This is a genomic window from Streptomyces racemochromogenes (assembly GCF_039535215.1).
Lineage (GTDB): Bacteria > Actinomycetota > Actinomycetes > Streptomycetales > Streptomycetaceae > Streptomyces > Streptomyces racemochromogenes.
Map to the genome: position 1 here is coordinate 5,155,611 of NZ_BAAAWT010000001.1, position 13,892 is coordinate 5,169,502.

Genomic DNA, 13,892 nt, shown 5'->3' on the forward strand with positions numbered 1-13,892 from the left:
GTTCCCTCCGGCCGGCCGCTCGCCCCGTACGAGTGGAGGGGAAGATCACAGATGCCGGCCAAGCAGATGCTGCCGGGGCGGCGGCCCGCCGCCGTCAGGGCGCAGGGCCGCAAACGCCCGGCGGGCGGGGCCAAACGGCCCGGCGGGCGCGGGCCGCTGTCCGGGCTGCGGCGTACGCAGCGGCAGTTGAGCAAGGCCTGGGACCGCCCGCTCACGGCGTATTACCTGATTTTCGGCAGCTCGTTGCTCATCACCGTGCTCGGGCTGGTGATGGTCTACTCGGCCTCCATGATCAAGGCGCTCCAGCTGGGCCTGGGCGACGCCTACTTCTTCAAGAAGCAGTTCCTGGCCGCCCTCATCGGCGGCGTCCTGCTCTTCGCCGCCTCCCGGATGCCGGTCAAGCTGCACCGGGCCCTGTCCTATCCGGTGCTCGCCGGCACCCTGTTCCTGATGGTCCTGGTCCAGGTCCCCGGGATAGGGGTCTCGATCAACGGCAACCAGAACTGGATCTCCCTGGGCGGCCCGTTCATGCTCCAGCCCAGCGAGTTCGGCAAGCTCGCGCTGATCCTGTGGGGCGCCGACCTGCTGGCCCGCAAGGGCGACAAGGGGCTGCTGACCCAGTGGAAGCACCTGCTGGTGCCGTTGGTCCCGGTGGCCTTCCTGCTGCTCGGGCTGATCATGCTCGGCGGGGACATGGGCACCGCGATGATCCTCGGGGCCGTCCTCTTCGGGCTGCTGTGGCTGGCCGGGGCGCCGACGCGGCTGTTCGTGGGCGTGCTCGCCTTCGCGGGTGTGATCGTCGCACTGCTCATCAAGACCAGCCCGCACCGCATGGACCGGCTCGCCTGCCTCGGGGCGACGGAACCGGGCAAGAACGACCTCTGCTGGCAAGCCGTACACGGGATCTACGCCCTCGCGTCCGGCGGATGGTTCGGTTCCGGTCTCGGGGCGAGTGTGGAAAAATGGGGTCAACTGCCCGAAGCCCACACCGACTTCATCTTTGCCATCACCGGTGAGGAACTGGGCCTGGCAGGGACGCTGTCGGTGCTCGCCCTGTTCGCGGCTCTAGGCTATGCGGGTATCCGCGTGGCCGGACGCACGGAGGACTCCTTCGTACGGTATGCCGCGGGAGGCGTGACCACCTGGATCACGGCCCAGGCCGTGATCAACATCGGTGCGGTGCTCGGCCTGCTGCCGATCGCCGGGGTCCCCCTCCCGCTGTTCTCCTACGGAGGGTCGGCCCTGCTGCCGACCATGTTCGCGGTCGGACTGCTCATCGCGTTCGCGCGGGAGGAACCGGCGGCGCGGGCGGCGCTCGCGATGCGACAGCCGAGAGCCGGCTGGAAGCGGAGCGGGCCGATATGGAAGTCGATGAGACGGCGCGTCAAGAGGCGTCCGTCCGGAGAGCGGTGAATTTCGGTGCATGTCGTACTCGCCGGCGGGGGGACCGCCGGCCACATCGAGCCGGCGCTGGCCCTCGCGGACGCACTGCGCAGGCAGGACCCGACCGTGGGCATCACCGCCCTGGGCACGGAACGGGGCCTGGAGACCCGCCTGGTACCGGAGCGCGGCTACGAGCTGGGCCTCATCCCCGCCGTGCCGCTGCCCCGCAAGCCCACCCCGGAGCTGATCACCGTCCCCGGGCGGCTGCGCGGCACCATCAAGGCCGCCGAGGAGATCCTCGTACGCACCAAGGCCGACGTGGTCGTCGGCTTCGGCGGCTACGTGGCCCTGCCCGGCTACCTCGCCGCCAAGCGCCTCGGGGTGCCGATCATCGTCCACGAGGCCAACGCCCGCCCCGGACTGGCCAACAAGATCGGCTCCCGCTACGCGCACGCCGTCGCGGTCTCCACCCCCGACAGCAAACTGCGCGGCGCCCGCTACGTGGGCATTCCGCTGCGCCGCTCCATCTCCACCCTGGACCGGGCCGCCGTCCGCCCCGAGGCCCGCGCCGCCTTCGGCCTGGACCCCAACCTGCCGACCCTGCTGGTCTCCGGCGGCTCCCAGGGCGCCCGCCGCCTCAACGAGGTGATCCAGCAGGCCGCGCCGACCCTCCAGCGCTCCGGGATCCAGATCCTGCACGCGGTCGGCCCCAAGAACGAACTGCCGCGTGTCGACAACATGCCCGGGATGCCGCCGTATGTGCCGGTACCGTACGTGGACCGGATGGATCTCGCGTACGCCGCCGCCGACATGATGCTGTGCCGCGCGGGTGCGATGACCGTCGCCGAACTCTCCGCCGTCGGACTGCCGGCCGCCTACGTACCGCTGCCCATCGGCAACGGCGAACAGCGGCTCAACGCCCAGCCGGTGGTCAAGGCCGGCGGCGGCCTGCTCGTGGACGACGCGGAGCTGACGCCCGACTGGGTGCTCGGCCAGGTCCTCCCGGTGCTGTCCGATCCGCACCGCCTGTACGAGATGTCCCGCGCCGCCGCCGAGTTCGGCCGCCGAGACGCCGACGACCTGCTCGTCGGCCTCGTGTACGAGGCGATTGCGGCCGCACGCGGGTAACCGCCGACCCAGGAGGCACAGGAGTGGCCGGAGCGACGACGGCACAGCGCGGCCCATCCGGCCGGGGAGGCAAGGGCGGGAAGGGCGCGGACGCCGCCAAAGCGCCCAAAACCCCCAAGTGGCCCAAGTCGTCGAAACCGCCCGGGAGATCCGGCCCGCGGGGGCCCCGGCGCGCACTGCCGCGCCGGGTCCGCCTGCTGGCCTCCCTCGCCGCCGCCGTGCTCCTCGCCGCGGGCGTCACCTGGGCGCTCTACGGCTCCTCCTGGCTCCGCGTCGAGAAGGTCACGGCCTCCGGCGCCGAGGTGCTCACCCCCGGTCAGGTCCTCGAGGCCGCGGCCGTCCCCGTCGGCGCACCCCTGGTGAGCGTCGACACCGACGAGATCGCGGCCCGGGTAAGGGTCAGGCTGCCCCGCATCGATTCGGTCGACGTGGCGCGGTCCTGGCCGCACGGAATCGCCCTGAAGGTGACGGAACGCAAACCGGTCCTGCTCATCAAGAAGGACGGACAGTTCGTCGAAGTGGACTCTTCCGGTGTGCGATTCGACACGGTTCGGCAAGCACCCGCGCACGTTCCGGTCCTCGAACTGGCGGCGGAGGGCTCCCCGAGCGCCCGCCGTTTCGACGGCGAGCGGCTGCTGCGCGAGGCCGTCGGCATCGCCGGAAGCCTCCCCGAGGCCGTCTCCCGGGAGACGCTGCAGGTCACGGTCCGGTCGTACGATTCTGTCGTACTGCAACTCACCAGGGGCCGCACGGTCGTCTGGGGGAGCGGCGAACTGGGTGAGGCCAAAGGCCGGGCGCTGACGGCTCTGCTGAAGGCCTCGCCCAAGGCCGACCACTTCGACGTGAGCGTCCCCACGGCACCTGCGGTGTCCGGGAGTTGACGTCAGGTCGAACACCGACGCACCCTGGTTGGCCACCGATACGGGTGATCACATAGGGTGAAAAGAAAAACGGGAGGTTCGGCGTGTTCGTTGAACACGCGCTACTTGTCGACTTAGTGTCCTGTTCGGAAGAGTCAAGGGAACAGACACACCCCTAACCCTAAACTTAAGGGTGAGGGTTCGGGTCGGCGTGTACGGACCGTCCCACATTTCGGCATCAGTCGTCGCTACGCAGGTCCGCGAGGCGGCGACACGTAACTCGAGGCGAGAGGCCTTCGACGTGGCAGCACCGCAGAACTACCTCGCAGTCATCAAGGTCATCGGTGTCGGCGGCGGTGGTGTCAATGCCATCAACCGAATGATCGAGGTCGGTCTCAAGGGCGTCGAGTTCATCGCCATCAACACCGACGCCCAGGCGCTGTTGATGAGCGACGCCGACGTCAAGCTCGACGTCGGCCGTGAACTCACCCGGGGCCTCGGCGCCGGAGCCAACCCGGCCGTCGGCCGCAAGGCGGCAGAGGACCACCGCGAGGAGATCGAGGAGGTCCTCAAGGGGGCCGACATGGTCTTCGTCACCGCCGGCGAGGGCGGCGGCACCGGCACCGGCGGCGCGCCCGTCGTCGCCAACATCGCGCGCTCGCTCGGCGCCCTGACGATCGGTGTGGTCACCCGCCCGTTCACCTTCGAGGGCCGGCGCCGCGCGAACCAGGCGGAGGACGGCATCGCCGAGCTCCGCGAAGAGGTCGACACCCTCATCGTCATCCCCAACGACCGGCTGCTGTCCATCTCGGACCGCCAGGTCAGCGTGCTCGACGCCTTCAAGTCGGCCGACCAGGTCCTGCTCTCCGGCGTGCAGGGCATCACCGACCTCATCACCACCCCCGGCCTGATCAACCTCGACTTCGCCGACGTCAAGTCCGTGATGTCCGAGGCCGGCTCGGCCCTGATGGGCATCGGCTCGGCCCGCGGCGACGACCGCGCGGTGGCCGCCGCCGAGATGGCCATCTCCTCGCCGCTGCTGGAGGCGTCCATCGACGGCGCCCGCGGCGTGCTGCTCTCCATCTCCGGCGGCTCGGACCTCGGTCTCTTCGAGATCAACGAGGCCGCCCAGCTGGTCAGCGAGGCCGCGCACCCCGAGGCGAACATCATCTTCGGCGCCGTCATCGACGACGCGCTCGGCGACGAGGTCCGCGTCACCGTCATCGCGGCCGGCTTCGACGGCGGACAGCCCCCGGCCCGCCGGGACAACGTCATCGGCGCGGCGTCCACCAAGCGCGAGGAGCCGGCCCCCGCGCCGGTCCGCGCGCCCGAGCCGGTCCGTCCGGCCTTCGGCGGACTCGGCACCGTCACCCCCCGCGAGGAGCCCCCGGCGCCGGTGGAGATCCCGGTCGAGCCCGCGGCCCCCGCACCGCAGGTCCCGACGGCCCGGCCCTACCAGGACAGCCCGGCCGAAGAGCTGGATGTACCGGACTTCTTGAAGTGACACTGGGGCAGCACAGCGAGAACGGCGCCCACTTCGCCTTCACCGACCGGTGGGGCGGGGTGAGCGCCGTTCCGTACGAGGAGCTCAATCTCGGCGGCGCGGTCGGAGACGACCCGGCCGCCGTTCGCGCGAACCGGACGATCGCGGCCGAGGGCCTGGGCATCGACCCGGACCTGGTGGTCTGGATGAACCAGGTGCACGGCCGGGACGTGGCGGTGGTCGACGGCCCCTGGGCCGCCGGCGCCGCCGTCCCCTCCGTGGACGCGGTGGTGACCGCGCGCCGGGGGCTCGCCCTCGCGGTGCTCACCGCCGACTGCACGCCCGTCCTGCTGGCCGACCCCGTCGCCGGGGTCACGGGTGCCGCCCACGCCGGGCGGCCCGGGCTGGTCGCGGGGGTGGTGCCCGCCGCCGTCGAGGCGATGACCGCCCTGGGCGCGGACCCCGCGCGGATCGTCGCCCGTACCGGACCGGCCGTCTGCGGCCGCTGCTACGAGGTGCCGGCCGAGATGCGGGAGGCGGTCGCCGAAGTGGTGCCGGCCGCGTGGGCCGAGACCAGCTGGGGGACTCCGTCCGTCGACGTGGTCGCCGGGGTGCACGCGCAGCTGGCGGAGGCGGGGGTGGCGCAAGCGCACCGATCCCCGGTCTGCACACTGGAGTCGCGGGACCACTTCTCGTACCGCCGCGACCGGGTGACCGGGCGGCTTGCCGGATATGTCTGGTTGGACTGACGAATGACGGATCGTAAGGCCGAGCTCGCCGAGAACCTCGCGCGGGTGGAGGAGCGCATCGGGTCCGCCTGCGCGGCGGCCGGGCGCGCGCGGGAGGAGGTGACCCTCATCGTGGTCACCAAGACCTACCCGGCGAGCGACGTACGACTGCTGGCGGACCTGGGTGTCCGTCATGTGGCGGAAAACCGGGACCAGGACGCCGCCCCCAAGGCGGCCGCCTGCTCGGATCTGCCGCTGAGCTGGCACTTCGTGGGCCAGTTGCAGACGAACAAAGTCCGTTCCGTGGCGGGATACGCGCAGGTCGTGCAGTCGGTGGACCGGCCGAAGCTCGTCACCGCGCTGTCGGCGGCGGCCCAGGCGCAGGGGCGCGAGCTCGGCTGCCTCGTGCAGATCGCGCTCGACGCCGAGTCGGGCGAGCGCGGGTCCCGGGGCGGCGCCGCCCCGGACCTGATGGCGGAGTTGGCGGACCTCGTCGCCGGCGCGCCGGGTCTGCGGATCGACGGCCTGATGACCGTCGCCCCCCTGTCGGGTCCCTACGCGGGGCGCGAACAGGCCGCCTTCGAGCGGATGATGGAATTGTCATCCAGCCTGCGCGAGGCCCATCCGGCTGCCACGATGGTGTCGGCCGGGATGAGCGCCGACCTGGAACAGGCCGTGCGGGCGGGTGCGACACATGTACGCGTCGGCACTGCGGTACTCGGCGCGAGACCCCGGCTCGGGTAACGTCGCGAAGAAAGTCGGACCACAGCAGAAAATATGGTCATTTCCGCAGATGAGCGGACAGACCACGTGGATCGCGGGCAGTTGGTGACTTTGGTGACACAGCTACTTTGCTGACGGACACTCGACACCTGCGACAGGGCGATCCACCACAGAGCGGAGGACTCGGAGAATGGCCGGCGCGATGCGCAAGATGGCGGTCTACCTCGGCCTCGTGGAGGACGACCGGTACGACAACCCGGGGTACGACCCCGATGACGAGTTCGAGCCCGAACCGGAACCGGAACGGGCCCGAGACCGGGATCGTAGACAGCAGCCGGTGCACCAAACGCCCGTAACGGACGAACCGGTACGAGCTGTACAGCCGCCGGCTCCGCGCGAACCCCTCCCAATTCCGTCAGAAAACGGACGTCCCGCGCGAATTGCCCCCGTGGCATCCATCACACCTGACCGCACCAACCTGGAGAAGAACGCCCCCGTGATCATGCCCAAGGTCGTCTCCGAGCGGGAGCCGTACCGCATCACGACGCTGCACCCCCGGACCTACAACGAGGCCCGTACCATCGGGGAACACTTCCGTGAGGGCACTCCGGTGATCATGAATCTCACGGAGATGGACGACACCGACGCGAAGCGTCTCGTGGACTTCGCCGCCGGTCTCGTCTTCGGTCTGCACGGCAGTATTGAACGCGTGACACAGAAGGTGTTCCTGCTGTCTCCTGCTAACGTCGATGTCACGGCGGAGGACAAGGCCCGCATCGCGGAGGGCGGGTTCTTCAACCAAAGCTAGACCGATCCGTCAGAAACGGGACCGGGAACAGAGCGGAAGCAGGGGAGAGGGAAGCACGGGATGGGCGTCGCACTGCAGGTGGTCTACATCGCGCTGATGTGCTTCCTCATCGTGTTGATCTTCCGACTGGTCATGGACTACGTGTTCCAGTTCGCACGTTCATGGGCACCCGGCAAGGCGATGGTGGTCGTTCTGGAGGCCACCTACACTGTCACCGATCCACCGCTCAAGCTTCTTCGGCGCTTCATCCCGCCGTTGCGTCTCGGGGGCGTGGCACTCGACCTGTCCTTCTTCGTTCTGATGATCATCGTTTACATCCTCATCAGCTTCGTGAGCACCGCTGCGAGAAGCGTGTGAACGATGAGCTCCCCCGCAGGCGCGGGGACAGTCCCGATACGGTCCTGCCGACTGCCGACGACTACGTAGAGGTGAAGAAGACATGCCGCTGACTCCCGAGGACGTGCGGAACAAGCAGTTCACGACCGTCCGCCTGCGAGAAGGCTATGACGAGGACGAGGTCGACGCCTTCCTCGACGAGGTCGAGTCCGAGCTGACCCGTCTGCTGCGCGAGAACGAGGACCTGCGCGCCAAGCTGGCCGCCGCCACGCGTGCCGCCGCGCAGAACCAGCAGCAGCAGCAGAACATGCGCAAGCCGGAACCCCAGGACCAGCGCCCGGGCGCCCCCGTGCCGGCGGCCATATCCGGCCCGCCGCAGCAGCAGCAGCCGCAGATGGGCCCGCCGCAGCTCCCGGGTGGCCAGCCGCAGCTGCCGCCCGGTCCCGGTGGACACGGACCGCAGGGTCCGGGCCCGATGGGCGGCCCCATGCAGCAGCAGTCCATGGGCGGCCAGCACCCGATGGCGCCGCAGCAGCAGATGGGCCAGCAGCCCATGCCGCAGCAGATGCAGCAGCAGTCCATGGGCGGCCAGAACCAGCTCGGCCAGCCGATGCAGCCGATGGGGCAGCAGATGCAGCCCATGGGCCAGCAGATGCAGCAGATGCAGCAGATGCAGCAGCCGCAGCTCCCGCAGCAGGGCCCCGGTGGCGACAGCGCCGCCCGCGTCCTGTCGCTCGCGCAGCAGACCGCCGACCAGGCGATCGCGGAGGCCCGCTCCGAGGCCAACAAGATCGTCGGCGAGGCGCGCAGCCGCGCCGAGGGCCTGGAGCGGGACGCCCGCGCCAAGGCCGACGCGCTGGAGCGGGACGCCCAGGAGAAGCACCGCGTCGCGATGGGCTCCCTGGAGTCCGCCCGCGCCACGCTGGAGCGCAAGGTCGAGGACCTGCGGGGCTTCGAGCGCGAGTACCGCACGCGTCTGAAGTCCTACCTGGAGTCGCAGCTGCGCCAGCTGGAGACCCAGGCCGACGACTCCCTCGCGCCGCCGCGCACCCCGGCCGGCCCGGCCCTGCCGCCGTCGCCGTCCCCGTCGATGGCTCCGGCCGGTGCCATGGGCATGGGTGGCCCGTCCCCGATGGGTGGCCCGTCGCCGATGGGCGGCCCCTCCCCGATGGGCGGTGGCCCGTCCTACGGCGGCCAGCAGCAGATGTCCCCGGCGATGACGCAGCCGATGGCTCCGGTGCGGCCGGCTGCGCCGCAGCCGATGCAGGCGCCGTCTCCCATGCGGGGCTTCCTGATCGACGAGGACGACAACTGACGTAGCCGTCGACAGTCACCACGGGCCGGGCCCGGTTCCCCTGAGGGGGCGCCGGGCCCGGCCCGTTTTCGTCCCCGGCGCGGGGCACACCGCTGCGCGGGACGAGGTCCCCTACCCGCCCTTCCACCGTTCCCTGGGGCTCCGCCCCAGACCCCGCGCCTCAAACGCCGGCGGGGCTGGAAGGCCGGCACCGGCGGGAACGGCGAAGCGGCCCGCACCCCCGTGGGGGTACGGGCCGCTTCGGCCGGGGGTCACGCCTTGCGCAGGCGGAACGTCAGGGACAGGGAGTCGTCCGTGAAGGGGGCTCCGAAGGAGTCGTCGCCCTCGCCCGAGGCGTAGTCCGTCGCCAGGACCTCGTCCGCGATCAGAGCGGCGTGGTCCGTCAGGGCCGTCACGACCTCCGGGTCCGACGAGGACCACCGCAGGGCGATCCGGTCCGCCACGTCCAGGCCGGAGTTCTTGCGGGCCTCCTGGATCAGCCGGATCGCGTCACGCGCCAGGCCCGCCAGCCGCAGCTCCGGGGTGATCTCCAGGTCCAGGGCGACCGTCGCGCCGGAGTCCGAGGCCACCGACCAGCCCTCGCGGGGGGTCTCCGTGATGATGACCTCCTCCGGGGACAGGGAGATCTCCTCGCCGTTCAGCGTGATCGTCGCCGAACCGGACCGCAGCGCCAGCGACAGCGCCGCCGCGTCCGCCGCGGCGACGGCCTTCGCGACGTCCTGGACGCCCTTGCCGAAGCGCTTGCCCAGCGCCCGGAAGTTGGCCTTGGCCGTGGTGTCCACCAGCGAGCCGCCGACCTCGGACAGCGAGGCCAGGGAGGAGACGTTCAGCTCCTCCGTGATCTGCGCCTGGAGCTCCGGGGACAGGGCGTCGAAGCCCACCGCGCCGACCAGCGCGCGCGACAGCGGCTGACGGGTCTTGACGCCGGACTCGGCGCGGGTGGCGCGGCCCAGCTCGACCAGGCGGCGGACCAGCAGCATCTGCTGCGACAGCGTCGGATCGATCGCCGCGGTGTCCGCCACCGGCCAGGTGGACAGGTGCACCGACTCCGGCGCGTCCGGGGTGACCGGGACGACCATGTCCTGCCAGACCCGCTCGGTGATGAAGGGGGTGAGCGGGGCCATGAGCCGCGTCACCGTCTCCACCACGTCGTGCAGCGTGCGCAGCGCGGCCGCGTCGCCCTGCCAGAAGCGGCGGCGCGAGCGGCGCACGTACCAGTTGGACAGGTCGTCCACGAAGGCGGAGAGCAGCTTGCCCGCGCGCTGGGTGTCGTAGGCCTCCATCGCGTCCGTGACCTCGGTGACCAGGGTGTGGAGCTCGGAGAGCAGCCAGCGGTCGAGGACCGTGCGGTCGGCCGGCGCCGGGTCGGCGGCGGACGGCGCCCAGTTCGAGGTGCGCGCGTACAGGGCCTGGAAGGCGACGGTGTTCCAGTACGTGAGGAGCGTCTTGCGGACGACCTCCTGGATCGTGCCGTGGCCGACGCGGCGCGCCGCCCACGGGGAACCGCCGGCCGCCATGAACCAGCGGACCGCGTCGGCGCCGTGCTGGTCCATGAGCGGGATCGGCTGGAGGATGTTGCCCAGGTGCTTGGACATCTTGCGGCCGTCCTCGGCGAGGATGTGGCCCAGGCAGACCACGTTCTCGTAGGACGACTTGTCGAAGACGAGGGTGCCGACCGCCATCAGCGTGTAGAACCAGCCGCGCGTCTGGTCGATGGCCTCCGAGATGAACTGCGCCGGGTAGCGCTTCTCGAAGATCTCCTTGTTCTTGTACGGGTAGCCCCACTGCGCGAACGGCATCGAGCCCGAGTCGTACCAGGCGTCGATGACCTCCGGGACGCGGACGGCGGTCAGGGAGCAGCCCTCGGCCGTGCAGGGGAAGGTGACGTCGTCGATGTACGGGCGGTGCGGGTCCAGGGCCGAGTGGTCCTGCCCGGACAGCTCGCTCAGCTCCGCGCGGGACCCGACGCAGGTGAGGTGGTTCTCCTCGCAGCGCCAGATCGGCAGCGGGGTGCCCCAGTAGCGGTTGCGGGAGAGCGCCCAGTCGATGTTGTTGTTGAGCCAGTCGCCGAAGCGGCCCTGCTTGACCGAGTCCGGGAACCAGTTCGTCTTCTCGTTCTCCCGCAGCATCGCGTCCTTGACGGCGGTGGTGCGGATGTACCAGGACGGCTGCGCGTAGTAGAGCAGGGCCGTGTGGCAGCGCCAGCAGTGCGGGTAGCTGTGCTCGTAGGCGATGTGCTTGAAGAGCAGGCCGCGCGCGTCGAGGTCGGCGGTCAGGCGCTCGTCCGCCTTCTTGAAGAAGACGCCGCCGACGAGCGGGACCTCCTCCTCGAAGGTGCCGTCGGCGCGGACCGGGTTCACGACCGGCATGCCGTACGCGCGGCAGACCGCGAGGTCGTCGGCGCCGAAGGCCGGGGCCTGGTGGACCAGACCGGTGCCGTCCTCGGTGGTGACGTACTCGGCGTTGACCACGTAGTGGGCCGGCTCGGGGAACTCGACCAGCTCGAAGGGGCGCTGGTAGGCCCAGCGCTCCATCTCCTTGCCGGTGAAGGTCTGACCGGTGGCCTCCCAGCCCTCGCCGAGGGCCTTCTCCAGCAGCGGCTGGGCGACGACGAGCTTCTCGTCGCCGTCCGTGGCGACGACGTAGGTGACCTCGGGGTGGGCCGCGACGGCGGTGTTGGAGACCAGGGTCCAGGGGGTCGTGGTCCACACGACCAGCGCCGCCTCGCCGGCCAGCGGGCCGGAGGTCAGCGGGAAGCGGACGTAGACGGAGGGGTCGACGACCGTCTCGTAGCCCTGGGCGAGCTCGTGGTCGGACAGGCCGGTGCCGCAGCGCGGGCACCAGGGGGCCACGCGGTGGTCCTGGGTCAGCAGGCCCTTGTTGAAGATCTCCTTCAGCGACCACCACACGGACTCGACGTACTCGGGGTCCATGGTCCGGTAGGCGTCGTCCAGGTCGACCCAGTAGCCCATGCGGGTCGTGAGCTCGGTGAACGCGTCGGTGTGGCGGGTCACGGACTCGCGGCACTTGGCGTTGAACTCGGCGATGCCGTACGCCTCGATGTCCTGCTTGCCGTTGAAGCCCAGTTCCTTCTCGACGGCCAGCTCGACGGGCAGGCCGTGGCAGTCCCAGCCGGCCTTGCGGGCCACGTGGTAGCCGCGCATGGTGCGGAAGCGGGGGAAGACGTCCTTGAAGACGCGGGCCTCGATGTGGTGCGCGCCGGGCATGCCGTTCGCGGTCGGCGGGCCCTCGTAGAACACCCACTCGGGGCGGCCCTCGGACTGCTCCAGCGTCTTGGCGAAGGTCTTGCTCTCACGCCAGAAGTCGAGGACGGCGTGTTCCAGGGCGGGCAGGTCGACCTGGGCGGGTACCGGACGGTACTGGGGCGGTGTGGTCATGAGGCTGAACTCTTCCTCCGGCGGGGTGTCACTTCCGTCCGGAGGGACGAGAGCGTCTGCTGCTCCCGCGGTACCACCCTCCTTGGCCTCCGGACGGGTCCGGCGGCCCCCTCATTGGGGTGCGAAGCCGGTTCTACTCGCCGTACGGGGGTCCGTGCGGGCTTTCTTCCGGCGGCTCCGGGGTGATCCTTCGCATCGCGCTCGCCCCCGGGCTCTCACCGTCCCCGGGTCGCTCCTGGCTGCGTCCGACGCTACTCGTCCCCATCCATGCCTTTCGCTGCGCCCAGTGTACGGGCCGGGGCGCGGGTCGGCAGACCGGTTTTGAGGGGCCCGGCGGCGCGTCGCCGGGCGGCTCGCGGCGTGACCCGGATGGGCTGACGGGCGGCTCCGGGATCCGCTGGGGCGGGTGGGGCGGATTACGGGGCTCCCCGCTGGGCACAACGGATGCAGGTTGACCTCGACGGACGCGTGCCCCGTTGCCGTGGGGTCGGAGGCGATTTATCGTTCCGGCACGATCTGCGAAGAAGATCACAGTATGTGAAAAGGGGCCGCGGGCATGGTGGCGAAGAAGACGGGGACTCGGGAGGTGGCCGGGCCCGCGGTCAAGGAATCGGCGGCGGCGAAGAAGAAGGCTCCGGCCGGGGTGGCTGCCGCGGAGAAGGCGGCGGCGAAGAGGGCCCCGGCCAAGGTGGCCGCTGCCGAGAAGGCTTCGCCACGGTCGGCCGCTGCCGGGAAGGTTCCGGCCAAGAAGGCTCCGGCCAAGAAGGCTGCCGCCGAGAAGGCGGTGGTCGGGAAGGCTCCGGCCAAGAAGGCCGCTGCCGAGAAGGCGGTGGTCGGGAAGGCTCCGGCCAAGAAGGCTGCCGCCGAGAAGGCGGTGGTCGGGAAGGCTCCGGCCAAGAAGGCCGCTGCCGAGAAGGCGGTGGTCGGGAAGGCTCCGGCCAAGACGGCTGCCGCCGAGAAGGCGGTGGTCGGGAAGGCTCCGGCCAAAAGGGCCGCTGCCGAGAAGGCGGTGGTCGGGAAGGCTCCGGCCAAGAAGGCTGCCGCCGAGAAGGCGGCGGTCGGGACGGGTTCGGCCGGGGTGGCGGTGGCCGGGAAGACGGCGGTGGCCGGCGCGGCCTCGGCCGGGCGCACCACGAGCAAGGCCGCGGCCAAGTCGGCCGCGTCCGAGGGGGCGGCCCCGGCCGCGCAGAAGACGGGAGCTCGGAAAGTGGTTGCCAAGAAGACTGCGGGTACGGCCAGGAAGACGGCCGGGACCGCCACCAGTGGGCTCCCCAAGGCGAAGGCGGCGGCGGTGCCGGCCCCCGGCGAGCTGGCCGTCCGCGAGGGGGAGGACCCCTGGACCCCCGCTGAGGTCGCCGAGGCGCGGGCCGAGCTGGAGAGCGAGGTGCTGCGGCTGCGGGCCGAGCTGGACGCCTCCGAGGTGGCCATCTCGGGCCTGATGCGGGACTCCGGCGACGGCGCGGGCGACGACCAGGCCGACACCGGGACCAAGAACATCACCCGGGAGTCCGAGCTGGCCCTCGCCGCGAACGCCACCTCGATGCTGGAGCAGACCGAGCGGGCCCTGGAGCGGCTGGAGGCGGGCACGTACGGCCTCTGCGAGAACTGCGGCCGGCCCATCGGGAAGGCGCGCATGCAGGCCTTCCCGAGGGCGACGCTGTGCGTGGACTGCAAGCAGAAGCAGGAGCGAAGGCACTAGCCAGGACCTACGCGTACTGACGTACTCTCGT

The 13,892-nt window shown here is 70.9% G+C and carries 11 protein-coding genes; 10 read left to right on the top strand and 1 reads right to left on the bottom strand.

The genetic code is table 11. The features are described from left to right. The first annotated feature begins 51 nt into the window (after positions 1 to 51). From ftsW to ABD973_RS23750, 9 genes are all read left to right on the top strand, one after another. Positions 52 to 1,413 (top strand): putative lipid II flippase FtsW, encoded by a 1,362-nt coding sequence (gene ftsW / locus ABD973_RS23710; RefSeq protein WP_125598168.1) that lies wholly within the window; start codon positions 52 to 54, stop codon positions 1,411 to 1,413. A gap of 6 nt (positions 1,414 to 1,419) precedes the next feature. Further along, positions 1,420 to 2,511: an undecaprenyldiphospho-muramoylpentapeptide beta-N-acetylglucosaminyltransferase gene (murG, locus tag ABD973_RS23715; RefSeq protein ID WP_125598165.1), complete on the top strand. Its 1,092-nt coding sequence runs from the start codon at positions 1,420 to 1,422 to the stop codon at positions 2,509 to 2,511. A gap of 23 nt (positions 2,512 to 2,534) precedes the next feature. Next, a complete protein-coding gene (locus tag ABD973_RS23720; RefSeq protein WP_345501970.1) occupies positions 2,535 to 3,392 on the top strand; it encodes a cell division protein FtsQ/DivIB in 858 nt (285 codons plus the stop codon). Positions 3,393 to 3,672: 280 nt separating this feature from the next. Further along, positions 3,673 to 4,875, top strand: a complete 1,203-nt coding sequence (gene ftsZ, locus ABD973_RS23725; protein ID WP_125598159.1) for a cell division protein FtsZ — start codon at positions 3,673 to 3,675, stop codon at positions 4,873 to 4,875. Continuing rightward, a complete protein-coding gene (gene pgeF / locus ABD973_RS23730) occupies positions 4,872 to 5,603 on the top strand; it encodes a peptidoglycan editing factor PgeF (protein WP_345501972.1) in 732 nt (243 codons plus the stop codon). The genes ftsZ and pgeF overlap by 4 nt, the downstream gene beginning before the upstream one ends. Before the next feature lie 3 nt (positions 5,604 to 5,606). Then, positions 5,607 to 6,326 carry a YggS family pyridoxal phosphate-dependent enzyme gene (locus ABD973_RS23735; RefSeq protein WP_125820863.1) on the top strand — a complete coding sequence of 240 codons (720 nt, stop codon included), beginning with the start codon at positions 5,607 to 5,609 and terminating at the stop codon, positions 6,324 to 6,326. Between the two features lie 169 nt (positions 6,327 to 6,495). After that, positions 6,496 to 7,113: a cell division protein SepF gene (locus ABD973_RS23740; protein WP_007263604.1), complete on the top strand. Its 618-nt coding sequence runs from the start codon at positions 6,496 to 6,498 to the stop codon at positions 7,111 to 7,113. Between the two features lie 60 nt (positions 7,114 to 7,173). Further along, positions 7,174 to 7,470, top strand: coding sequence for a YggT family protein (locus ABD973_RS23745; RefSeq protein ID WP_007263603.1), 297 nt, complete (start codon positions 7,174 to 7,176; stop codon positions 7,468 to 7,470). 82 nt (positions 7,471 to 7,552) lie between these two features. Next, on the top strand, positions 7,553 to 8,764 hold the full coding sequence (locus ABD973_RS23750) for a DivIVA domain-containing protein (RefSeq protein ID WP_345501975.1): 1,212 nt from the start codon (positions 7,553 to 7,555) through the stop codon (positions 8,762 to 8,764). 251 nt (positions 8,765 to 9,015) lie between these two features. Here ABD973_RS23750 and ileS read toward each other — a convergent pair whose 3' ends face one another. Beyond that, positions 9,016 to 12,162 carry an isoleucine--tRNA ligase gene (gene ileS, locus ABD973_RS23755; RefSeq protein ID WP_125820861.1) on the bottom strand — a complete coding sequence of 1,049 codons (3,147 nt, stop codon included), beginning with the start codon at positions 12,160 to 12,162 and terminating at the stop codon, positions 9,016 to 9,018. 556 nt (positions 12,163 to 12,718) lie between these two features. Between ileS and ABD973_RS23760 the strand changes: the two genes are divergently transcribed. Then, complete coding sequence (locus tag ABD973_RS23760; RefSeq protein ID WP_345501977.1) at positions 12,719 to 13,861, top strand: TraR/DksA family transcriptional regulator; 1,143 nt, start codon at positions 12,719 to 12,721, stop codon at positions 13,859 to 13,861. Positions 13,862 to 13,892: the final 31 nt, after the last annotated feature.

Coding starts and splice junctions, on each gene's coding strand:
- ABD973_RS23745 (WP_007263603.1), top strand. CDS start 7,174: ATGGGCGTCGCACTGCAGGTGGTCTACATCGCGCTGATGTGCTTCCTC.
- ABD973_RS23740 (WP_007263604.1), top strand. CDS start 6,496: ATGGCCGGCGCGATGCGCAAGATGGCGGTCTACCTCGGCCTCGTGGAG.
- ftsW (WP_125598168.1), top strand. CDS start 52: ATGCCGGCCAAGCAGATGCTGCCGGGGCGGCGGCCCGCCGCCGTCAGG.
- ABD973_RS23735 (WP_125820863.1), top strand. CDS start 5,607: ATGACGGATCGTAAGGCCGAGCTCGCCGAGAACCTCGCGCGGGTGGAG.
- ileS (WP_125820861.1), bottom strand. CDS start 12,162: ATGACCACACCGCCCCAGTACCGTCCGGTACCCGCCCAGGTCGACCTG.
- ABD973_RS23760 (WP_345501977.1), top strand. CDS start 12,719: ATGGTGGCGAAGAAGACGGGGACTCGGGAGGTGGCCGGGCCCGCGGTC.
- ABD973_RS23750 (WP_345501975.1), top strand. CDS start 7,553: ATGCCGCTGACTCCCGAGGACGTGCGGAACAAGCAGTTCACGACCGTC.